The sequence below is a fragment of the Tepidanaerobacter acetatoxydans Re1 genome (assembly GCF_000328765.2).
GTDB classification, from domain to species: Bacteria; Bacillota; Thermosediminibacteria; order Thermosediminibacterales; family Tepidanaerobacteraceae; genus Tepidanaerobacter; species Tepidanaerobacter acetatoxydans.
On the sequence record NC_019954.2, the window covers coordinates 2,017,169 to 2,039,408 of the forward strand.

Annotated in this window: 20 protein-coding genes and 1 riboswitch; of the genes, 2 read left to right on the forward strand and 18 right to left on the reverse strand. The window is 40.3% G+C overall.

The genetic code is table 11. From position 1 onward, the window contains the following. A complete protein-coding gene (gene ilvN, locus TEPIRE1_RS09675; protein WP_013778992.1) occupies nt 1–504 on the reverse strand; it encodes an acetolactate synthase small subunit in 504 nt (167 codons plus the stop codon). Nucleotides 505–507: 3 nt separating this feature from the next. Beyond that, entirely contained in the window at nt 508–2,181 is a 1,674-nt protein-coding gene (gene ilvB / locus TEPIRE1_RS09680; RefSeq protein WP_013778993.1) for a biosynthetic-type acetolactate synthase large subunit, read from the reverse strand. An 809-nt stretch (nt 2,182–2,990) separates the two neighbouring features. Between ilvB and hydG the strand changes: the two genes are divergently transcribed. Both hydG and TEPIRE1_RS09690 read left to right on the forward strand, forming a co-directional pair. After that, the gene (gene hydG / locus TEPIRE1_RS09685; RefSeq protein WP_013778994.1) at nt 2,991–4,403 is read left to right on the forward strand and encodes a [FeFe] hydrogenase H-cluster radical SAM maturase HydG; all 1,413 of its coding nucleotides are present in this window, start codon (nt 2,991–2,993) and stop codon (nt 4,401–4,403) included. After that, complete coding sequence (locus TEPIRE1_RS09690; protein WP_013778995.1) at nt 4,390–4,719, forward strand: hypothetical protein; 330 nt, start codon at nt 4,390–4,392, stop codon at nt 4,717–4,719. Before hydG ends, TEPIRE1_RS09690 begins: the two co-directional genes overlap by 14 nt. Nucleotides 4,720–4,741: 22 nt before the next feature. Here the strand turns inward: TEPIRE1_RS09690 and TEPIRE1_RS09695 are convergent, their stop codons facing one another. The 16 genes from TEPIRE1_RS09695 to TEPIRE1_RS09775 all read right to left on the reverse strand — a co-directional run bounded on the left by TEPIRE1_RS09695 (nt 4,742) and on the right by TEPIRE1_RS09775 (nt 21,913). After that, entirely contained in the window at nt 4,742–5,434 is a 693-nt protein-coding gene (locus TEPIRE1_RS09695) for an anaerobic ribonucleoside-triphosphate reductase activating protein (RefSeq protein ID WP_013778996.1), read from the reverse strand. Further along, a complete protein-coding gene (locus tag TEPIRE1_RS09700; protein ID WP_013778997.1) occupies nt 5,428–7,263 on the reverse strand; it encodes a ribonucleoside triphosphate reductase in 1,836 nt (611 codons plus the stop codon). The genes TEPIRE1_RS09695 and TEPIRE1_RS09700 overlap by 7 nt, the downstream gene beginning before the upstream one ends. Nucleotides 7,264–7,366: 103 nt before the next feature. Next, nucleotides 7,367–7,547: riboswitch (cobalamin riboswitch) on the reverse strand. A 100-nt stretch (nt 7,548–7,647) separates the two neighbouring features. Further along, on the reverse strand, nt 7,648–8,889 hold the full coding sequence (hflX, locus tag TEPIRE1_RS09705) for a GTPase HflX (RefSeq protein ID WP_013778998.1): 1,242 nt from the start codon (nt 8,887–8,889) through the stop codon (nt 7,648–7,650). Nucleotides 8,890–8,942: 53 nt separating this feature from the next. After that, nucleotides 8,943–10,118 carry a M20 metallopeptidase family protein gene (locus tag TEPIRE1_RS09710; RefSeq protein ID WP_013778999.1) on the reverse strand — a complete coding sequence of 392 codons (1,176 nt, stop codon included), beginning with the start codon at nt 10,116–10,118 and terminating at the stop codon, nt 8,943–8,945. Nucleotides 10,119–10,308: 190 nt separating this feature from the next. Next, complete coding sequence (locus tag TEPIRE1_RS09715; RefSeq protein ID WP_013779000.1) at nt 10,309–10,944, reverse strand: cyclase family protein; 636 nt, start codon at nt 10,942–10,944, stop codon at nt 10,309–10,311. 607 nt (nt 10,945–11,551) lie between these two features. Continuing rightward, complete coding sequence (ilvD, locus tag TEPIRE1_RS09725) at nt 11,552–13,216, reverse strand: dihydroxy-acid dehydratase (protein ID WP_013779001.1); 1,665 nt, start codon at nt 13,214–13,216, stop codon at nt 11,552–11,554. A 1-nt stretch (nt 13,217) separates the two neighbouring features. Further along, nucleotides 13,218–14,174, reverse strand: coding sequence for a 3-hydroxyacyl-CoA dehydrogenase family protein (locus TEPIRE1_RS09730; RefSeq protein ID WP_015295679.1), 957 nt, complete (start codon nt 14,172–14,174; stop codon nt 13,218–13,220). A gap of 174 nt (nt 14,175–14,348) precedes the next feature. Then, complete coding sequence (locus TEPIRE1_RS09735; protein WP_013779003.1) at nt 14,349–15,089, reverse strand: FadR/GntR family transcriptional regulator; 741 nt, start codon at nt 15,087–15,089, stop codon at nt 14,349–14,351. 65 nt (nt 15,090–15,154) lie between these two features. Next, nucleotides 15,155–16,105 carry a transketolase family protein gene (locus TEPIRE1_RS09740; RefSeq protein ID WP_013779004.1) on the reverse strand — a complete coding sequence of 317 codons (951 nt, stop codon included), beginning with the start codon at nt 16,103–16,105 and terminating at the stop codon, nt 15,155–15,157. A 2-nt stretch (nt 16,106–16,107) separates the two neighbouring features. After that, complete coding sequence (locus TEPIRE1_RS09745) at nt 16,108–16,926, reverse strand: transketolase (protein WP_013779005.1); 819 nt, start codon at nt 16,924–16,926, stop codon at nt 16,108–16,110. A gap of 16 nt (nt 16,927–16,942) precedes the next feature. Then, complete coding sequence (locus tag TEPIRE1_RS09750; RefSeq protein ID WP_013779006.1) at nt 16,943–17,815, reverse strand: sugar phosphate isomerase/epimerase family protein; 873 nt, start codon at nt 17,813–17,815, stop codon at nt 16,943–16,945. Nucleotides 17,816–17,829: 14 nt separating this feature from the next. Next, nucleotides 17,830–19,104, reverse strand: a complete 1,275-nt coding sequence (locus TEPIRE1_RS09755) for a TRAP transporter large permease (protein ID WP_013779007.1) — start codon at nt 19,102–19,104, stop codon at nt 17,830–17,832. A gap of 3 nt (nt 19,105–19,107) precedes the next feature. Next, entirely contained in the window at nt 19,108–19,590 is a 483-nt protein-coding gene (locus tag TEPIRE1_RS09760; protein ID WP_013779008.1) for a TRAP transporter small permease, read from the reverse strand. 94 nt (nt 19,591–19,684) lie between these two features. Further along, nucleotides 19,685–20,743: a TRAP transporter substrate-binding protein gene (locus TEPIRE1_RS09765; protein ID WP_013779009.1), complete on the reverse strand. Its 1,059-nt coding sequence runs from the start codon at nt 20,741–20,743 to the stop codon at nt 19,685–19,687. A gap of 102 nt (nt 20,744–20,845) precedes the next feature. Continuing rightward, a complete protein-coding gene (locus tag TEPIRE1_RS09770; RefSeq protein ID WP_013779010.1) occupies nt 20,846–21,214 on the reverse strand; it encodes a cupin domain-containing protein in 369 nt (122 codons plus the stop codon). Between the two features lie 30 nt (nt 21,215–21,244). After that, the gene (locus tag TEPIRE1_RS09775) at nt 21,245–21,913 is read right to left on the reverse strand and encodes an aspartate/glutamate racemase family protein (protein WP_013779011.1); all 669 of its coding nucleotides are present in this window, start codon (nt 21,911–21,913) and stop codon (nt 21,245–21,247) included. Between the last annotated feature and the right edge of the window lie 327 nt (nt 21,914–22,240).

Below are 22,240 nucleotides of genomic sequence, written 5' to 3' on the forward strand. Positions count from 1 at the left end.
TTAAACTTCCTCCTCAATTTTTATGGTATTAGCACCTCTATTTACGGCGATAACGCCGGTCCTAACTAATTCCTTTATACCGAATGGTCTTAAAAGTTCTTCAAATGCAGCTATTTTATCTTTATCACCGGTAAGTTCTATTGTAAGTGATTTCTGACTAACATCTACAATGCTTGCCCTGAAGATTTCCGCTATTTGAATTATCTCCGACCTCATGTGGGAATCTGCATCAACTTTTATTAAAACCAATTCTCTTGTAACCGAATCCTCCGGAATAATTTTACTCACTTTTATAACATCTACTAATTTATTTAGCTGTTTTTTTACTTGCTCTACTACATATTCATCTCCTTCAACAACTATAGTCATTCTGGATATATCAGGATTTTCTGTAGTACCAACAGCTAAACTGTCAATATTAAAACCTCTGCGGCTGAAAAGGCCGGCTATTCTAGACAATACACCTGGTTGGTTTTCTACCAGCACTGAAAGCGTCGTTTTCATGTCTCACCCTCCAATCATTTCATTGATAGGAGAACCGTTTAACACCATTGGATATACGTTTTCATTAATATCTAAAATACATTCAAGTAAAAACGGACCTTCATGTGAAATCAAGCTGTCAATCGCATCAGAAATTTCGCTTTGCTTTTGTATCCTCATTGCTTTAAAGTTGTAGCTTTCCGCAAGTTTTATAAAATCCGGCACAAAACTGAAATACACCTGGTTATAGCGCTTATCACAATAGAATTCCTGAAGTTGGCGGACAAGACCTAAACCGGAGTTGTTAAATAGAACAATCTTTACCGGAAGGTTATTCTCTACAGCTGTGGCCATCTCAGTTAAATTCATCTGAAAACTTCCATCACCGCAAATATTGATAATCATTTCGTCTTTCTTTGCCATTTGAGCTCCAATAGCTGCCGGCAGGCCATATCCCATGGTGCCAAGTCCACCCGATGAAATAAATGTGCGAGGTTTAATAAACTCGTAATACTGAGCAGTCCACATTTGGTGGCAACCTACTTCAGTAGTAATAATTGCTTTTCCTTTAGTCTTATTTGAAAGCTGCCGGATAATCTCAATGGGATTTAAGCGCTCATCGCTATGACTGCCCAAGTTTTCTTCTTCTTTTAACTTTTTTAAGCTTGAAGCATATTCGTTCCATGCAGACGGCACTTTATGTTCTACTTTTTTTACTATTTCTCCAAGAATTTGCTTAACATCACCGACAATAGGAATATGTGCCTGGATGTTCTTTCCTATCTCTGCTGGGTCTATGTCAATGTGTATTATCTTTGCTTTTGGTGCAAACCCCTCGACCTTTCCTACGGTTCTATCGGCAAATCTCGAACCCGCAGCAATTACTAAATCTGCCTCGGTAACAGTCTTATTGGCTGCTGGTATGCCGTGCATGCCAATCATGCCCATGTGGAGCGGGTGGTTTGCCGGAAATGCCCCTATTCCCATCAATGTAGTTACAACCGGAATACATGCCTTCTCGGCTAACTGCATTAATTCTTCTTCAGCACCTGCAGAGTTTATACCTCCGCCTGCGCAAATAACCGGACATCGGGATTTATTTATCAGTTCCGCCGCTCTTGATATTTGCAGCGAATGCCCTATTATATTGGGCTTGTAGCCTCTTAATGAGATGTTTTCTGGGTATTTAAAATTAATCTTAGTTTCGGCTACATCTTTAGGCAGGTCTATCAAGACCGGTCCGGGTCTGCCGGTTGATGCGATATAAAAAGCCTCTTTAAGAATTCTCGGAATATCATTTGCATCTTTAATTAGATAATTATGTTTTGTAAAAGGTGCTGTAGCACCGGTTATATCAACTTCTTGAAAGACATCCTTGCCTATTACCGATGTGGAAACTTGACCGGTAATAGCTATAATGGGAATTGAATCCATATAAGCTGTGGCTATTCCTGTTACTAGATTAGTTGCTCCAGGTCCCGAGGTTGCCATACACACTCCCACATTGCCGGAAACACGTGCATAACCACTTGCCGCATGAGCAGCAGCCTGTTCTGAACGAGTAAGAATATGTTTTATTTTAGAATAATTAAGCGCATCATACACAGGAAGTATCGCCCCACCGGGATATCCAAAAACGTATTTTACTTTTTCAATTTCTAATGATTTTATAAGTGCTTGTGCTCCGGTAATTTTCATTTATTGCACCACCTTTCATAAACTAATAAAAATAAACCCCTCATCTTGAGATAAAATCTCAGGGACGAGGGGTTTTTCTCGTGGTACCACCCTGTTTTGCCTTACCTTATGTAATGGCCTCGGGAAGTAGAAAACTACTTCATTCTAACGCAATATTGCGGCACCGAACTACTACTGCTTCGCTCGGGCTGTTCAGGAGCGAGCACACAATGAATAGGCGGACCGGCTTTCACCTTACCCGGTTCTCTTTAGCCACTTTCTTCATCATTCTCTCCATCATTACAATTAACCTATAAACTTTTAAGTGTTGGTATGTATTTTATCACGATTTTCAATTATGTCAAGAGTTATTTTTAATTTTTGTAGTTATTCTACGATAATGTCATGTTAAATTTATTCCGGCAAAATGCCACATATGAGGAGTTAATACATGAAAAAGTCACAATCAAGTTTACATTATCCGGTAATGATATTTTTCCATTCGTATATAAGTCATATGAGATAAATAGAGTTAAGAAACGAAACGAGCTTTTTAACAATACCCATTACAACTTTTCAGAGGAAGCAAATTATAGTCCAACTTCGTTGGATAAATTATCGAGTAAACGGTTTTGATATTGTAAATTCCTTGAGATAGTGATAAAATGTACAAAGAAATGCAGTACACCAAGAGGAAAGTAGTTACTGACCTTGAGGTTGCATTAGCTTATATTCTAAAATCTTGGATGCGTTCCGGGATTGAGGAGGTTAAAATCTATATGTTATATGTGTTTTAGCCTCCATAAATATTAAAATTAGGAGGTTTTTTGATGTCCAAAACACAAGATTTTATTGATGATGAAAAGATTATAAGGCTTTTAGAGGAGGGGAAGGACACAGAAAAGTCGGAAATCAGGGAGATTTTTGCCAAATCCAAGGAAAAAAATCGCCTGGAGCCGGAAGAAACGGCAAAACTTTTGCAAATCGAGGATGAAGATTTGCTGGAAGAGATGTTTTCACTGGCAAGGCAGATAAAGGAAGATGTTTACGGCAACAGAATAGTATTCTTTGCACCCCTTTATATCGGAAACAATTGCATCAACAACTGCCTATACTGCGGATTCAGGCGCGACAATAAGTCTATCGTCAGGAAGACATTGACAATGGATGAACTAAGAGATGAAGTTATCGCCCTTGAAAACAGCGGGCAAAAAAGACTGATACTTGTTTACGGTGAACATCCCATGTATGATGCCGACTTTATAGTTGAAACCATTAAGACAACATATGAAACAAAAACGGGAAATGGTGAGATTCGCAGAGTAAATATCAATGCTGCCCCTATGGATGTGGAAGGTTATCGAAAACTTAAGGATGCCGGAATCGGCACATTTCAAATATTCCAGGAAACTTACCATCATGAAACATATGCGAAGATACATCCTAAAGGAGATATGAAGAGCGACTATCAGTGGCGGCTCTATGGGCTTGACAGAGCTCTTGAAGCGGGAATAGATGATGTGGGAATCGGAGCACTTTTTGGTCTGTATGACTGGAAGTTTGAGGTAATGGGCCTTTTGTATCATACTATTCATCTTGAAGAAACCTTTGGAGGCGTCGGTCCTCACACTATTTCTTTTCCAAGACTTGAACCGGCTTTAGATACACCATTTGTACAGCAGACAAAATATAGGGTATCTGATGACGACTTTAAAAAACTCGTAGCCATAATCCGGCTTTCGGTGCCCTATACTGGAATGATTTTAACCGCCAGAGAAAGCCCCCAAGTAAGGAAAGAAGTTATACCGCTTGGGGTATCGCAGATTGATGCAGGCTCAAGAATAGGCATCGGCGGCTATGCCGAAGCCGCAAAGGGCTATATCCCCGAGAAGGAGCAGTTTCATTTGGGAGATATAAGGTCACTTGATGAAGTTGTCCGTGAAATTTGCAGCTTTGGGTGTATTCCATCCTTCTGTACAGCAGGGTATAGAGCAGGCAGAACCGGCGATCACTTTATGTCCCTTGCTAAACCCGGTTTTGTTCATAACTACTGCATGCCAAATGCTGTGCTGACTTTCAAAGAATATCTTTTAGACTATGCTTCCGAAGAAACACGTGCAGTTGGCGAGGCAGCCATACAAAAACAGCTCGAGGCCTTTGAAAAGGAAAGCCCTGAAAGAAGGAAATATGTTGAGGACAAACTAAAGCTGATCGAGCAAGGTCAACGTGATGTTTATGTTTGATAATGAGTTTAAAGATATGATAGTATCTTGCCTTACAGAGGCACTAAATGCCAAAGACCTAAAATCTGCCCTTGAAAAATCCTCTAAGATTATAACAGCATTTTATCCAAATACTAAGTTATGGTTTACAAAAAGTTTTGGCAAAAGATGGTCCTTTATTGCCGGGGCAGGGGTAGACTCCTTCATTCAGCCTCAAAGAATCGAATATCAGGATGGTTATGCAGCATTTTTGCAAAACTTTGCTTTTAGGCAAGAGCAGGAAAAGGACGTCTTGACAGACCTTTTCAGGATAATCACCACCATCCAACACCAATAAATCTAAGAAAGCCAGGAGCTCTCTATGTAAATTGAAAGCCCCTGGCTTTAAATATTTCAACATATTCTTTAGCTTTTATTGAAAAGGACGATATAGCTTGAGCATTTTCAAAGCAAGAAGTTCTCACAGGCTTATTATCCTTTGTTCTGCAACGCTGGATTACGTACCTTTTAGCTCGAAAAATCCATTCTAAAATTTGGACATAATCATCTTCGTAAAGCGTCGGCCAACCGGTAGTTCTAAATTCATAATCAATGCCGCTTTGTTTTATAAGTTGCATACTCTTTGAAATAGAATCGCAAGATACTGAGCCTTTGCATATTGCCGGATATTTTTTCGGTGGAGCTTTGATATCCATGGCTATAAAATCAAGTAAATTGCTTTTAATAAGCTGATTGAGCGCTTCGGGCCTTGTGCCATTTGTATCAAGTTTAAGCTTAAAGCCTAAATCCTTGATTTTTAGTGCAAAAGCTACGAGGTCCTCTTGCAATGTAGGCTCGCCTCCGCTTATAACCACCGCATCTATCAAGCCCTTTCTTTTTTGTAGAAACTTGATTATTTCATTTTCTTCATATGGGAAATCCAGGCCTTTTGAAATAAGCTGCCGGTTGTGGCAGTAAATACAATTCATATTACAACCGCATGTAAATACTACAGATGCAAGCAAACCCGGATAATCTACTGTTGAACACTTATGCAGCCCGCCTATCAGCATAATTGATGTTCCTTGATTTTAAACATCTTGCGATTAGCATACTCTTCCCGTTTACCTTTGTTAAAGTTCTTTACAGGTCTAAGGTATCCGGTAACCCGCGTCCATATCTCAGTTTCCTTGCCGCACTTAGGGCATATAGTTTGTTCCCCTCGAAGATATCCATGGTCTGGGCAAATACTGAAAGTGGGCGTTATGGATATATAAGGTATTTTATAATGGGTAAAAATCTTGCGTATGATGTTTTTGCATAATGATATGTCTTCTATGCACTCGCCTAAATAAATATGGCAAACGGTGCCGCCGGTGTATAGTGCTTGCAGCTCATCCTGCAGCTCCATAACTTCAAAAATATCATCTGTGTAATCTGCCGGAAGCTGGGTTGAATTTGTATAATAGGGAACATTCTTACCTGCGGTTTTAATAAACGGATATTTTTTTGTATCAAGCATCGCCAGACGGTAAGAAGCTCCTTCGGCCGGTGTTGCCTCAAGGTTATAAAAATGACCGGTTTCTTTTTGAAACTCGACAAGCTTTTTCCGTAAAAAGTGCATAACATCTAATGCAAACTGGAGCCCGCCCTTAGCAGCTATCCCGGCACCTACAAAATTTTCCAGTGCTTCATTCATCCCAATAATTCCGATGGTGTTAAAATGATTGTACCAGTACTCGCCGGTCCTATCCTTGATATGGCGCAGATAATGGGTCGAATAGGGATATAAGTCTGCCTCGGATTGCCGTTCGATGACCTTTCGCTTTATTTCAAGGGAAATCTTGGCTAGTTCCGCCATCTGTTCCAATCGCTTAAAAAACTCATCTTTTGTTTTTGAAAGATAGCCTATCCTTGGCAAATTTATTGTAACAACGCCGATAGAACCAGTCATAGGATTGCTGCCGAAAAGGCCGCCGCCTCTTTTTCTTATTTCCGAAGTATCAAGCCGCAGTCTGCAGCACATAGATATAGCATCTTCCGGTGAGAGGTCCGAATTTATGAAATTTGCAAAATAAGGTATGCCATATTTGCAAGTAATTTTCATAAAATCGTCAACTACCGGGTTTTCCCAGTCAAAATCCCAGGTGATGTTGATTGTAGGGATAGGAAAGGTGAATACCCTGCCTCTTGCATCACCCTCTAACATAACTTCGCAAAACGCCCTGTTGAATATATCCATTTCTTCTTGAAAATCACCATAAACCTCCCTCATAGCCTGTCCGCCGATAATAACCGAATGATTCCTTAGACCCCTCGGCACTTTGATATCAAAGGTAAGATTTGAAAAGGGGCATTGAAAGCCGACTCGCGTGGGAACATTTAAGTTAAATACAAACTCTTGAAGGCATTGTTTGACTTGGGTATATGAAAGGCCGTCGTAGCGAATAAAGGGAGCGCAATATATATCGAAGCTGGACCATGCTTGAGCTCCTGCCGCTTCACCCTGAGTTGTAAAGGTTGAATTTACAATCTGGCCGAGAAAAGAGCGAAGATGTCTAGCCGGCCGGCTTTCAACTTTTCCTTTAACGCCTCCAAAACCTTCCATTAAAAGTTGCCTTAAATCCCAGCCTGCACAGTAAGGGCCGAAAAAACCCAGGTCATGAAGGTGTATGTCGCCGGATTCATGAGCAAATCTCACATCTGGAGGGTATACTTCATAGAGCCAGTACTTTTTCGTAAATACTTCTCGCACATAATTATTAAGGCCATTTACGCTTCTTCCGGTATTGGCATTTTCCTCTACATGCCAATCTCGGTTGCTTAGGTAATCTGAAAACATTTCAACTGTGGCTTCGATGAGTGCATTATCTTCATCGCATTTTATTCTTTGAGTAATCATAGATATTCCTCCACAAAAAAATTAATCCTCTCGACAAGTAGTCAAGAGGTTATAAAAAACCATAGAATATAAATTTCATATCCTGCCCCCTATCGACCGTAGAGTAAGATGTTTGGCACAGGCAGGTCTTCTGACTTAGGTTCATGGATACTGTAGGCCTTCCCGAAAAATTCAGTGGCAAATTTACAGCACCTCACCAACACAGTGGCGGGACCGTGCAGGATTTTTACCTGCTTCCCTTTTAACCGAAATATTGTATCGGCACCTGTGCTTAAATATTAAATTATCAACATATAGATAGTTATATTGTAACTCATACTATATATTGTGTCAATACTCTTACCACATTATGGAGGAAACTTATCTTAGAAATTCTGTATTTCTTTAGTTAATAAGATACTTTTCGTATTTTTTTAATATGGCAATGTCAATTTCACCTTTTATCTTTACTCCATCGTCCTTATATTCAATTTCATTAATCAGACCGTTTTTATGGATTTCATCAACAGCCGAACCGCTATCATAGGGTATAAAAAGCTCAGCCTTGCGGCGATTGGAGGGAAGTATACGGCATATCGCCTCTAAAAGCTTATCTAGGTTTTTGCCCGTCAATGCAGAAATTCCTATGGTATTATCTTTGTTATATCCTTCGATAAAAACACTTGCATCCCCGCTTATGTCTATTTTATTTATGGCAATTATTATAGGTGTTTGTTCTGCGCCTAGTTCTTTTAAGACTGAATTTACTACAAAAATGTCTTCGTCTATTGTGGGGCTTGAACCGTCAGCCACATGAATTAAAAGATCTGCTTCCTTTACTTCTTCCAATGTGGCTCGAAAGGCTTCCACCAGGTGGTGAGGAAGCTTGCGTATAAATCCTACTGTATCTGATAAGAGTACCTTTCGCCCGTCAGGAAGAACAAGATTGCGAGTGGTGGTATCCAGTGTTTCAAAAAGCCTGTCTCCTGTTTTTACATCGGCATCTGTTAAGGCATTCATCAAGGTAGATTTACCAGCATTTGTATAGCCTACAAGGCTTATTACAGGATAGCTGCGGGACTGGATGATAATCTTTCGGCTTTTTTGTACATTTTTAAGCTCCTCTTTTAGATGATGAATTCTACGGCGAATATGGCGCCTATCGGTTTCCAGCTTGGTTTCACCGGGTCCACGAGTACCAATTCCACCGCCTTCTTGGGAAAGCTCTATACCTTTTCCCGTAAGCCTCGGCATCATATACTGAAGTTGTGCAAGCTCAACTTGAATCTTGCCTTCAGAGGTCTTAGCTCTTTGGGCAAATATATCAAGTATAAGCATAGTCCTGTCAATTATCTGAACACCTGTGAGATTTTCCAGATTTCTAATTTGAACCGGCGAAAGCTCATCATCACAGATAACAGCATTTGCCCCAAGAGCTTTTACCGCTTGTGCCACTTCTTCGGCTTTGCCTCTGCCTACATAGTAAGCAGGATCTATTTTATTTCTTTTTTGTACTGCCTCCCCAACTACCTCCACTGCCGCGGTTTGGGCTAAGAGTCTTAGTTCCTGAAAGGAATCTTCATCAGATATATCATTGCACATACTTAAAAGCAGTGCTCTTGTGCTTTTATCTGAAGTTGAAATCATTGCAACACCTCTTGTATTTTGTTACATATATCTTATTAGCAAAGAAATGCAGATTACTTTGCCCTCTCCAGCCATCTTGCCGCACCTTGAGCATATGCTGCTGCTCCAATTGGCAGGCAATCCTCATTGAAAATCACTTTGGGATGATGCCCACCATAGCAATATCCTTCCTCAGCACTGCCGGTACCTATTATAAAGAACATGGAGGGAACTTTAGCAGCAATTTCGGCAAAATCCTCCGAACCGCTCATGCGTTGACTAACTTGGGCTACGCCCTTTTCACCAAGCATCTCTTTTAAGGCTTCACCTATTATATCAGCCATCTGAGAATCTATACTGAGCGAACACACAGACCCTTTATATTTAATCTCTGCACTGCCGCGGAAAGTAGAAGCCACTCCATCCGTTACCTCTTGTATTCTCTTTAGCATATAGCTTCTCACTTCTTCGTTAAATGTCCTAAGAGTTCCTTCTAAAACAGCTTTTTCGGGAATTACATTTCCTGCCGCTCCGGACTGAAATTTGCCTACCGTTAAAACAACCATTTCTTCAGGATTGGCTTCACGGCTTACAAGTTCCTGAAGTGCTAGGTGCAGATGGACTCCCATGTTAATTGGATCAATTGAAAGCTGAGGGCACGCACCGTGGCTTCCCAAGCCATGGAGTGTGATTATAAAATAATCGGCAGATGCAGCTACTACACCTTTGTTGTAACCTATAAATCCTGTGGGCAAAAGCGGTATAACATGTGCTGCCATAGCTGCATCTACTTTCGGATTTTCCAGGATTCCATCCGCTATTAAAGCTTTCGCACCTTCAAGTGTTTCTTCGCCAGGCTGGAAAACAAGCTTGACAATACCTTCAAGTTCTTCTTCGGATTCCTTTAGCATCTTTGCAGCAGCAAGCAGCATAGCCGTATGCAAGTCATGTCCACATGTATGAGCACATTTCCCCTTGGCTGCAAAAGGCAGGCCGCTTTCTTCTTCCATGGGCAGTGCGTCCATATCAGCTCGAAGCAGTATTACTTTGCCGTCTGTTTTTTTGCCGACAGTGGCTGTTACTCCATAACCGCTTATTAGTTTAGGCTCATAACCCATTTCTTTTAGCTTTTCAACCACAAAACCACTGGTCTTGGGAAGCTCCATTCCGAGTTCCGGAATTTGGTGCAGATACCTGCGATTTGCAATTATTTCTTCCTTGATTTCCATTGCTCTTTTTAAATAATCCATTACGAACTCTCCTTTAGTAATAATTGATTTCAGTGCAGGAAATTATATTAGCAAATTTGACGTGCCTTAGCATCAAGCAAGACATGTTATTCTAAAATGTAATCATTTGTTGTCATATTCATCTTTACATAATAAGAGTTCTGCACTTAAATCACAATTGCCCTGCTAATAGCTGATGAGTGGAAACCGCTTATTTCTCCAATACGGCATATGCACGCGTAAAGCCACCATCGGATTTATCTATAAGCAGTGGGGCAGCAGAAAAGAACACTCTTTGCACATCTATTTCATCAAGCCGGTTAAGATTTTCTATTATTGGTATGCCATCTCCCATAAGGATTTTATGCACGGGTGCGGTTGTGCTTTCTACAGGATCAGGTGAAATAAAGTCAATTCCAAGTGCTTTTATATTCAGTTTTACTAAAGCCTGTGCCAGTTCCTCCGAAAGATAAGGTGAATCCTCAATATATTTGGGGTTGCCCCAGTATTTGGAATATCCGGTTCTTATAAGCACTATGTCGCCGGGTTTGATATCACAGCCTTCTAATACATCCGCCTCGATTGCCTTTTTTCCGTCTACCGGAGCATCTACAATCACCGCATAACCTATAAAAGTATCTAAGGGAATCTCATCCAATGTTTTTGCTCCTTTTATGCAGTGAGCAGGTGCATCGCAATGCGTCCCGACATGGACACCGGCATGAAAATCCGTAACCGTAAAACCCCCCTCATCTATCTGGGCAATTTGCTCAATAACAATAGGAGATGTCCCCGGAAACAGAGGCATTCCCACTTCATAAAGTTGTGACAGATCAATTATCCTCATGGCAATCCTCCTTATACTAATAATATAATAAGTAAAATAGATACCTACAGATTTATACGTGCTGTTTTCTCTCATATATTAATATTATCTCAAGGAATAATATGGCCGTCTGATGAAATATGTATTACTTATTTCAAACCGGGCAGAAACCGCCCAATCTGCTCCATTGGTCTGCCTATTAATCTATATCACAAAAATAACAACAATAAAAATATATAAACAGTATTTTTAATAAATTTCATTTTTTTCAGCGCACTTTTGGTATGATACCCCCTCTTTAATTTCATTTATATTTGTTATATTTCTACATCTTTAATGAAAATTCCTCCTGCATTTCTTTCCGCTTATCTCCAAACAAGGTTTATACTCTAGATAAGATTCCCTATAGTTTCAAGAACATCTCTTGCAATTGACACACCCTGTGTTAAAGGTATAGAAAACACTAATTCCCTGTTCCTGTGGCTGCCAGCTTTATCCAGCTCGAGGTTACATTCAACAATACACACAGCACATATTAATACTGCAAAAAATAAAGGAAACGGCATAACTTTTGTTAATGCCATTTCCTTTATTATTGGCTCTTTTGGTAATGCTAGATCGCATCTGTTTAGCAGTCTCTGAGAATTGCACCCGTACTAGCTGAAGTTACAAGACTGCGATATCTCCGCAAGTACGGACTTTTCACGTCTTTTAAGGAAATCTTAGTATGGCTCTTTCGTTCATTTAATGTTTCCTCATCCACCAGAAGGTTAATCTTGTTATTTGGGATATCAATTTCAATTTGATCACCGTCCTGTATTAAAGCAATAGGACCACCTTCTGCAGCTTCTGGTGAAACATGCCCTATGCAAGCGCCTCTGGTTACACCAGAGAAACGGCCATCGGTAACAAGAGCCACAGAGCCGCCCAAGCCCATGCCAGTCAAAACCGATGTAGGCGAAAGCATCTCCTTCATGCCGGGACCACCCTTTGGGCCTTCGTAAGCTATCACTATTACATCACCGGCAATAATTTTACCGTCCAACAAAGCATTTACACAGTCTTCCTCGGAGTTGAACACTTTTGCCGGTCCTTTATGCTGCATCATCTCAGGCAGTACAGCTCCCTTTTTCACAACACAACCGTCGGGAGCAATATTGCCCCAAAGCACTGCCAAACCGCCGCTTTCAGAATAGGGTGCCTCATACTTTCTAATCACATCATAATCCAAGACTTCTACCTGTGCAATATTTTCGCCAACAGTTTTTCCTGTCACAGTTAATGTATCTAATTCTACCTTACCGTGTTTAGAAAGCTCTTTCAATAATGCCTGTAATCCACCGGCCTCATTCAAATCTTCCAAGCAGTCATCACCGGCAGGACTCAATTTTACCAGATGAGGCGTGCTGGCACTAAGAATATTTATATCTTTAAGATTAATTTTTAATCCTGCTTCGTGGGCTATGGCAGGCAAATGCAAAATGGTATTTGTGGAACATCCCAGAGCCATATCTGCTGTCACTGCATTCTTAAATGCCTTCTCAGTCATAATATTGCTTGGCCGGATATTGCGCTCTACCAATTCCATAATCTTAATACCGGTCTTTTTTGCCAAGCGAATCCGCTCAGCATGTACAGCAGGAATCGTACCATTACCCGGAAGTGCCATGCCAATAATCTCAGTCATACAGTTCATAGAATTGGCGGTAAACATGCCGGCACAGGAGCCGCACCCGGGGCAGGAGTAATTTTCAATGTCTAACAGTTCTTGGTCGTCAATCTTTCCGGAAGTATATGCACCAACTGATTCAAAGGCAGTAGTCAGCGTCATTTTCTTTCCCTTATGCCGACCAGCCATCATAGGACCTCCACTTATAAATATGGAAGGCACATTTACCCTTAGAGCACCCATCAGCATGCCAGGAACAATCTTATCACAATTGGGTATAAACACAAGACCGTCAAAGGGATGGGCATTAGCCATGATTTCAACGGAATCGGCAATATGCTCTCGACTTACCAGAGAAAACTTCATACCATCATGGTTCATAGCAATACCATCACAAACAGCAATGGTCGGGAATTCCATCGGCGTGCCGCCTGCCATGCGAATACCTGCTTTTACTGCCTCAGCAATTGTCCGTAGATGGATATGGCCGGGTACCACCTCATTGAAAGAATTCACTACACCGATAATAGGCCGATAAATTTCTTCATCAATTAAGCCGCTGGCTTTCATCAGTGCTCTGTGGGGAACCTTATTTACTCCCTCTTTCATTAAATTACTGCGCATTTCATTTCCTCCCTGTGCTTTTATACAAGCAATTAGCAATCTTGATGAAATCCTTATCCCGCTTCTCAATGACTTTCTCGGCTTTGCCATTGCTGTAATCATAGAAGCCTCTCCCTGACTTTGTTCCATAAAACTGCTGATCAATCAGGTCTGAGAACATTTTTGGCGGTTCCTTCATATCACTTAAATCTGCAAATAAATAGCTAGCAATACTATAGAAGGTATCTAATCCGCCTAAGTCGGCAATCTCAAATGGTCCTAAGCAAGCATAGCGCATACCCAATCCATACTTCATCACCGCATCTACATCCTCAATACCGGCGATTCCGCTTTCAACGATATGCATGGCTTCCCTCAAAATGCAAAACTGTAATCGATTTAAAATAAAACCTTGGGCATCCTTTTTCACCATAACCGGTTTTTTGCCAATTTTTATAGCAACTTCAGCAATGGTTTCTGCTGCCGCCAGATCGGTCTTTTCACCGCAAATCACTTCCACCAAAGGAACAATATGCGGTGGATTTACCCAATGCATACCGGCAAACCGCTCAGGTTTTTTTACTGCCTTTGCGATTTCAGTTATAGATAGTCCTGATGTATTTGTGGTTAGTATAGCACCAGTCGGCACTATCTCAGAAACCTGAAACCAAAAGTCATGTTTAACCTTCATATCTTCCACTATAGCTTCAATTACAAAATCAGCATTTGAAAAACATTTGGGGTCCATGGAAAAACTGATGCGGTCAAGGAGCTCCTTGGAGTCTTCCGGTTTGATTTCACCTTCCGCAATAGCTGTTTCTTGATTTATGGCAATTAGTTTTTTTCCGTTTTCGATACTTTTTGTAACAATATCATAAAGAACAACACTATAGCCGTATTTTGCAAATATCTGGGCGATAGAGGTTCCCATAATTCCAGCTCCGCCGATTGCAATCCGGCAGACGTCTTTTGCTTGCATAATAAGCAACCTCTCTTTCATATGATTTACTGCAAAATATACATCTAAAGAAATGGCTTTGGACTTATAAAAACCAAAGCCATTAATATCCAAACTTTATCCTAAATTTTTTCATAAAACTATACAACAGCAACTTAGTTTTTTAGATAACATTTAACTTATAATTCAATTTTATTATTTATGCAATTCTTCTTTCCAATACTTATAGTGTTCATCGATGATTTGGCCTACTACTGCCTCATTCCTCTCTATTACGACGTTAAGCATCTGCTCATGCATTTCTAATAATTCATTTAGTTCACCATTTCGAATAAATTGCTCGACAGCACGTGCACGCGTAGGATACGACAGCCGCTCTATTACAATACCTATTTTATTAACTAACGGATTTTTTACAGCTGCTTCCAATGCCCTATGAAACATTATATCTGCGTCTAAAATCTCATTTTTATCAGGTTGCTGCTTTTGAACCACTTTACGCAGTTCTGTCAATGTTTCGAAAATATGTTTGATATCCTTCTCTGTTGCTTTCTCAATGGCAAGCTTTAAGATACCTACATCAAAAAGCTGTCTTAATTCAATCATAGCGGGTGAACTCCCGCCTTCGAGAATTAACCCATATATCATTGGGTTTAACATCCTATCAGAAAATCCTTCTGCCACAAATGTACCTTCCGGTCTACGGATATTGAGTACACCCATCGCTTCAAGAACTTTGATTGCTTCACGCACAGAGTTACGGCCTACATTCATAGCTTCAGAAAGTGAGTTTTCTGTTGGTATTTTCTGCCCTGGTTGTAATTCACCGCTTATAATCGCATCTGTTATTCTAGTTATAATTTGGTCCACAACGGATTCGTTGGGTACTGGATTCATAAGACTTCCAAAATTATTATTGTTTGGTTTTTGATTCATTTTGTTTGATACCTCCTGTGGATTAATCGAAGCAACCAACCTGCATTTGTTTTTGATAACCGCCCTTATTTTATCTTTGCCATTGCTTGTTTTGCACCGTCTACTATATCTTTAACAGATAATCCATATGCATCCAGAAGCTTATCTGCATGACCGCTGCGCGGATATATATCGCGTAAACCAAGACGTACAATAGGGCAGGGATGATAACTAGACGCAACTTCACAAACTGCACTGGACATGCCGCAATAGATATTGTGATCTTCAACAGCCACAGCACAATTTGTTTTTTCTAATACCTTTATGACACCTTCACTATCCAATGGCTTGACGGTAGAAACATCTATTAATGTACCATTTATTCCCTCATTTTTCAATTGCTCTAATGCTGCAATCGCCCGATTCATTATGAATCCGCTGGCAAATATAGCAACATCGTCACCGTATCGTTTAACCTCTCTAATTTTTCCAAATTCAAACGGAGTTTCATCAGGGAATACTTCCGGTTCCCGTCCGCTGCCAATTCTAAGATAAACAGGTCCTTTCTGCTCCATCATCGCTTTTGCCGCTTTGTATGCTTGACCTGCATCGGCAGGTGTAATAATTTTAACACCGGGGATGGCACGCATTATTCCTACATCTTCATAAAACTGATGGGTAACCCCTTCTCGCTCGCCGCCAAGCATGCCGCCGTTTAAGCCCACAAACTTTACATCAAGCTCAGGATATGCTACAAAAGTGCGAATTTGTTCACAGGCACGCATAGTCAAAAAACCCGCATAAGTGAAAACCAGGGGCCGCATACCTGTAGCAGCTAAACCGGCAGCTACCAAAACAGAATTCTGTTCAGCTATACCAACCTCAATTAATCTGTCCGGAAATTTATTCGCAAACGGAACAGCACGAGCCGCTAAGACGGAATCCGCTGACACGATAACAATGCGCTCATCATACTGAGCTAATTCTATAATAGCATGCATAACTGCTTCACGTGTACTCTTTATACTGATACTCATTATTACATGCCACCTTTCAAAGCTTCTCTGGCAATTTCGACCTCTTCTGCGGTCGGTGTCTTTTTATGCCATGCATTATTGTTTTCCATATAAGGAATATTCTTGCCTTTAACAGTTTTACATTCTATATATGAAGGCTGATCTTTAACTGCTTTAGCATTTGCTATTGCTTCTTTTATGGAATCAATATCATGTCCATCAATAGTCTGCACATGCCAATGGAAAGCTCTCCACTTATCTGCTGTGGGATAAAGTGAGCTGAGCTCTGTAACCTTCCCTCCTGACTGATTGTTGTTGCAATCACCAAAAACAATCAGATTGCCAACTTCATGCTTGGCAGCGGCCATTGCTGCTTCCCAGATAACTCCTTCCTGCTGTTCACCATCTCCAACTATAACATAAATGTAATTGTTTATATCTTGCATTCTGCATCCAAGTGCCATGCCCAGTCCGATACCGACACCGTTGCCGAGAGAACCGGATGTCATATCTACACCGGGAGTTTTATGCATATCCGGATGTCCTTGAAGAGAGCCTTCAAACATACGCAACTTTTTCAGCTCCTCCATCTCAAAATAACCTTTGCGAGCAAGAGCAGCATACATAATGGGGCAGGCATGTCCTTTTGAAAGTATAAATCTATCACGTTCTGTCCATTGAGGATTTTTAGGGTTAATGTTCATTTCATCAAAATACAGTACAGCCATAATTTCAGCTATAGACATACAAGGCCCCGGGTGCCCATCTTTAACTGCATATACTGTTTCTACTACATCCATGCGAAGCCTGTTTGCTATACGCTGCAGCTCCGTATTCGTCATAATTGCTTCCTCCTCATCAATGTTTATGTAAAAACTCCAAACTATTCCAAACATCATTAAAATACTTATATGAATCATCAACCCTGCAAAGGACTTCAAGCCCGATGCGTAGAGTCTCTTCATTTTTATACAAAACTTTCAGGCCTTCAAATAAAGATGCTAATGCAGGCACTGTCCATTCGGTGTCTTGATATTCATATCCCAAATGTTTATCTCCATACAATGGGCTTTGTTCATCTTTAATGTAGCAATTTGCAAAATGTATATGATTACAATAAGGTTTGACCGCTGTCAGTGCTTCTAAGAAATCTTCACCTTCCTCAACGGTATGTGCAGTGTCCATAGTAAGCTCTAAAGGAATACCTTCTGCATGCATTCGCTGAAGAAATTTTAATGCACGTTTATACGGTCCGACCAACTGGCAGGCATCCATTTTACTGTCACAGGGTTCCATTAAAAGACGCAGCTTGTAGTTTTTTTTCTTTGCATAGTCAAACAACTCTTCTACGGACTTGGCTAATGCATCAAGACCCTTATCTACACTGTTTCCAATATGCCCTGAATTCATCATTACCTCTGTTATGCCATTAGCCTGAGCCTCATCAATACAATTCTTAAACAGCTTTACCGCCGCAATTCTTCCATCCTCATTTTCATCGCAAAGGTGCAGCTTTTTCTCCTTGGAAGGTATGACTGCTATATATACACCGTTTAATCCTGCATCACTGAGTATATTCCCAACCTTATCACGGTCATCGCCGTCATGGTAAAATTCAATACAGTCCATTCCTTTTTCAGAAAGGAAATGCGCCATGCGGGAAAACTCATCAATACTGTTGCGTGATTTGGGGAAAAACAAGGTTGTGCAAACACTATTTATTAATTCCATTTTTTACCTCCTTGCTAAATTAAACTTGCAGGCCATAAAATTAAACCCGGGAAAATTATTAATATAATTATAACGATTAGGGTAGCCAGTATAAATGGCAGCAATGCCTTCGTAGCAGAGCCCATATCAAGTTTTGCTAAATCACACGCTACGTACAGACACATACCTACGGGAGGAGTAACAAGGCCAACTCCGCAGCAAATAACTACCAATACACAAAACAGCGTAGCATCAATACCTACGGCCTGAATTACCGGATACAAAACCGGTATAAGCAGCGTAATCGTCGCATTAACCTCCATAAATGTTGTTACCAGCAATATTATTAACAGAGTAATCAGAAGTATAACTGTTGGGTTTGTTGAAATTGAAAGCAGCAAATCTTTGACGAATATATGAAATCCAGCTGTAGTCAAAAGCTTTGTAAATAAGGCAGCCGTGCCGATTATAATAAATATTTTGCCGCTAGTCTTAGCAGTATCCATCATAGCCGCTTTGATATCATCCCACTTTAATTCTTTGTACACTATACCTCCAATAATTAAACCATAAATAACTGCAATAACGCCTGCCTCTGTGGGGGAAACTATACCGCTCATAATCGATCCGATAATAATGAATGGCATTAAAAGTGCCCAAAAGGATTCTTTAAAGGTCTTAACTATGTTCTTAAATTGAATATGACCTTCTTCTTTCGGAACACCCTCCTTCTTTGCTATGAAATAAGATACTATCATCTGGCTAATACCCATCAGAATCCCGGGAATGATACCACCCAGGAAAAGCTTGCCTGTAGAAATTCCTAGAATACCTGATATAACAACCATTGGAATACTTGGCGGTATGACTATGCCTATAGTTGAGGATATGGCTGTAACTGCAACGGTAAATTCTTTGCTGTATTTTTTTTCCATCATTTCAGGCATTAAAAGTCCGCTTACACCTGCTGTGTCAGCAACTGCCGCCCCGGAAATGCCGCCAAATATCATACTTACCAAAACGTTAACATGAGCTAAGCCGCCAATCACATGACCTACTATAGAATAACAAAAGTTTATGATACGTTTAGCTATTCCGCCTTTACCCATAACAAGACCGGCAAATGTAAATAGAGGAACTGCCAAAAGAGCAAAGGAATTCATACCCTCAAATACACGCTGACCTACGGTAACCATGTTGCTTCCGCCTACGAAGATTATACCGAAAATTGATGAGAGCCCTAAAGCAACAGCGATTGGTGCTCCTAATGCCAAAATCACAAAAAAACTGATCAGTAGAAATTTAATCAATTACTATGCCCCTCCTTTGTCTTTGCTTGTGAGCTCTGCAATCAAACTTATAATCGTGGAAATTGCACTTAAAACTGAAGTTATTGGCAAAAGCCAATAAACATAAGCCATCTTTAATGTGGGCATAGTCGCAATCTGCTGTCTGGATTTACTTGCAAGTAAGAATGTTCCGTAAGCCAAAAAAATATAAAAAATAACAGTCAACAACTCAACGACAATCTTATTAGCAGTTTTAAGCCAACCTGTTTGCATTTCCTCAATAATTGTTATTCGTAGATGGTCTGAAGTTGCGCACAGGCTTATACCTACTATAAACATTGCCCATATGTTAAGATACTGTGAGCTTTCCATGTACCACTGCACTCCACCACCAACAATAGCAAAACGCATTATAACATTATATACAAGGATTATCATCATGATACCAAGCAGAATACTGGATATGGCTGTTGCTATCCAATCTATCCTCTGCTGCAGCTTTTGCATAAGCATCCTCCGTTTCTTTTGTCTGTTACATTAGACGAAGTGCATTAATGCACTTCGTCTTGTATCGGCAGTTCGTTAAAGCTTTGTACTATTCTTAGTTGTTGGCTTGCCATTTGGCTAGTTTGTCAAGCAGTTCCTTTCCATAGGAGTCGCTAAAATCAGCTATTACTCCCTTGGTTGCTTCAATAAAAGGATCCAATTCCGGTTCGATGATAGTCATCCCACCTTCTGTTTCAAGCTTTGTTATAAATTCCTCGGTCATTTTCTTGTTAAGGTCCCTATTGAACACCTCTGCTTCTTTAGCAGCAGCGGTAACAATTTCCTGCTGTGCAGGGCTCATTTTATTCCAAGTGCTCTCAGCTATAGTAAAACACATTCCGGAATATATGTGATTTGTTATTGACAGATATGACTGAACCTCATGAAGTTTGTTGTTATATATAACGGGTATTGGGTTCTCCTGCCCATCAAATGTGCCCTGTTTTAGAGCCATGTATACTTCAGAAAATCCAAGAGGCTGCGGATTTGCTCCTAATGCTCGCATGGTAGCCATTATAACAGGGTTCTCAGGAGTGCGTATAAGTAGGCCTTTCATATCTTTGGGAGACTCTACCTTGACTTTAGAGGTTGTTACGCAGCGGAAACCATTACAAAAGTGTGAAAGAACTCGCATATTGTCGTCAATTATAGATTCTTCAACCTCTGCAACTATATCGCTGTCCATAAATGCCCATGCATCTTCAAAGTCTTTAAAAAGGAAGGGAAGTGCAGAGATACCCATTTTGGGTTCATATGTAGCAAAATTACTGGCATCTGAGATTACTATATCAACGGTACCAGAATCAATAGCTAAAGCCTCTATCAGAGCAGCATCGCTTCCTAATTGGCCTGCAGGATAAATCTCAACAGCAATTGTCCCTTTAGCTTGCTCTTCAACAATTTCCTTGAACTTCTCGGACGCGTAACCTCTAGGATCTTCCTCGCTAGTAGAGTAACCTATTTTGAGAGTGATTTCAGGACCTATAGCTTCATCAATCTCAGAAGCACCGGATTGCTGCCCATTGGGAGTGCCTTCTTCGGGAGTCTGCTTTGTACATGCGCAGGTAGTAAATATCAGTGTTGCGCAGATCATTAAAGCAAAAACCTTCTTCATGATTTTTTCCTCCTGTCTTTTAATTTGTTTTTGGCAATTTTTTGCTTTCATTATCACTTTCGCATATGAAAACAAATTTTAATTATATATTGTCAATGCCTATCACTCAGGCCGATCAATAGAACCGACCGGCAGACAGAAGACAATATCTAAAAATCCACCATCTTCAAACTCGAATACGTGCCACTCGCCTTCCGGCACAAAAATGATCATGCCGGGCTTAATAAGCTCACGTTCTCCAAGAGCATCAGCAGGACTTCCCCAACGAATATAAGCATTTGCGCAATCTATTACATACATACCTTCTTCCGGATGAGCATGGGGGTTCATAGGCCCCAGGTTTTTGTCAAACCTGGCAATACCCATTGTCATTTGATCGCTTTTAATAACACCGCCATCTTCAATCATGCCATAAATTGTACGAGCCTTGCAGTGCTTAATTACGGCTTGCTCTTTTTCTATCATCCTCATGATATCTCTCCCTATAAATGCTTTGATATTTTATTCTAAGGAATCTGCAGCCTTTTTAACATCAGCAATTCCATACTTTATGCTGGAAAATACCGGTACGCCTAAAGCTTTTGAAACATCTTCCTCGGCATATGACATTGAGCCCTGTGCAAATACCAGTGCATCTACTTTATCCTTTACCTTTGCACCGGTAGCTATCAGCATTTTTTTGAATTGTTCTTGGTCAAGACCAAAGGCTCCTTCGGCTAATGCATCAACTATATCAATCTTTCTTCCAAGTGAATCGGCGCAATCTTGCACCAAACGTTTTGTAGGTTCTAATGCCGTAGGAAGTGTGGCAATAATCCCAATACGTTTGCCTGCACAAACAGCCTGCATTGCCATTTCTTCATCCATACGCACAAATTTTACCCCCGTCATCTCGTACAAAGGTTTTGCCAGCTTAGCAATGTCTCCAACAGAGGAACAGACATTTAGCAGAATATCTGCTCCGTCTTTTACTGCCTGCTCATACATATTCATCAATCGACGAGCACAGCCATGAGTTGGGTATCCGTTATCAATCACTTCTTGCAAAATGCTTGGGTCCTGATAGCTCTGAATTATCAGTTCTTTACCGCTTAATTGAGTTTTTAACTGATCATTTATCATTTCAATCAGTTCAGGAGTAGTACTAGTATAAATTACTGCAACTTTCATATAAAAGCTCCTTTATATGTTATTTGGTATAGAGTATTTTGCAGCTCCAAACCATGCCAACTTTTTTATGTAGTTGAGTTGTTATGAGATTAACATCTTTTTATTATCCTACATCCTACGTAGGATGTTGATGTATACATTATATATAAATAATAATATTTTGTCAATATCGAATATTTAGGTACAGCTTTTTATTTATTAAAAATTATTCGTGCTTTCGGTTGCAGCAGCCAACATTGAATATTTTATATCCGTTGATAATTGCTATTCAAATGTCCCTGTCCTAATTTTTGCCCTTTTCATTCCATAGCACTTACTTTATTTCAG

Bases quoted from the DNA above. Each gene is read 5' to 3' on its own strand.
- ilvN (WP_013778992.1), bottom strand. From the start codon at position 504: ATGAAAACGACGCTTTCAGTGCTGGTAGAAAACCAACCAGGTGTATTG.
- ilvB (WP_013778993.1), bottom strand. From the start codon at position 2,181: ATGAAAATTACCGGAGCACAAGCACTTATAAAATCATTAGAAATTGAA.
- hydG (WP_013778994.1), top strand. From the start codon at position 2,991: ATGTCCAAAACACAAGATTTTATTGATGATGAAAAGATTATAAGGCTT.
- TEPIRE1_RS09690 (WP_013778995.1), top strand. From the start codon at position 4,390: ATGTTTATGTTTGATAATGAGTTTAAAGATATGATAGTATCTTGCCTT.
- TEPIRE1_RS09695 (WP_013778996.1), bottom strand. From the start codon at position 5,434: ATGCTGATAGGCGGGCTGCATAAGTGTTCAACAGTAGATTATCCGGGT.
- TEPIRE1_RS09700 (WP_013778997.1), bottom strand. From the start codon at position 7,263: ATGATTACTCAAAGAATAAAATGCGATGAAGATAATGCACTCATCGAA.
- hflX (WP_013778998.1), bottom strand. From the start codon at position 8,889: ATGATTTCAACTTCAGATAAAAGCACAAGAGCACTGCTTTTAAGTATG.
- TEPIRE1_RS09710 (WP_013778999.1), bottom strand. From the start codon at position 10,118: ATGGATTATTTAAAAAGAGCAATGGAAATCAAGGAAGAAATAATTGCA.
- TEPIRE1_RS09715 (WP_013779000.1), bottom strand. From the start codon at position 10,944: ATGAGGATAATTGATCTGTCACAACTTTATGAAGTGGGAATGCCTCTG.
- ilvD (WP_013779001.1), bottom strand. From the start codon at position 13,216: ATGCGCAGTAATTTAATGAAAGAGGGAGTAAATAAGGTTCCCCACAGA.
- TEPIRE1_RS09730 (WP_015295679.1), bottom strand. From the start codon at position 14,174: ATGCAAGCAAAAGACGTCTGCCGGATTGCAATCGGCGGAGCTGGAATT.
- TEPIRE1_RS09735 (WP_013779003.1), bottom strand. From the start codon at position 15,089: ATGAATCAAAAACCAAACAATAATAATTTTGGAAGTCTTATGAATCCA.
- TEPIRE1_RS09740 (WP_013779004.1), bottom strand. From the start codon at position 16,105: ATGAGTATCAGTATAAAGAGTACACGTGAAGCAGTTATGCATGCTATT.
- TEPIRE1_RS09745 (WP_013779005.1), bottom strand. From the start codon at position 16,926: ATGACGAATACGGAGCTGCAGCGTATAGCAAACAGGCTTCGCATGGAT.
- TEPIRE1_RS09750 (WP_013779006.1), bottom strand. From the start codon at position 17,815: ATGGAATTAATAAATAGTGTTTGCACAACCTTGTTTTTCCCCAAATCA.
- TEPIRE1_RS09760 (WP_013779008.1), bottom strand. From the start codon at position 19,590: ATGCAAAAGCTGCAGCAGAGGATAGATTGGATAGCAACAGCCATATCC.
- TEPIRE1_RS09765 (WP_013779009.1), bottom strand. From the start codon at position 20,743: ATGAAGAAGGTTTTTGCTTTAATGATCTGCGCAACACTGATATTTACT.
- TEPIRE1_RS09770 (WP_013779010.1), bottom strand. From the start codon at position 21,214: ATGAGGATGATAGAAAAAGAGCAAGCCGTAATTAAGCACTGCAAGGCT.
- TEPIRE1_RS09775 (WP_013779011.1), bottom strand. From the start codon at position 21,913: ATGAAAGTTGCAGTAATTTATACTAGTACTACTCCTGAACTGATTGAA.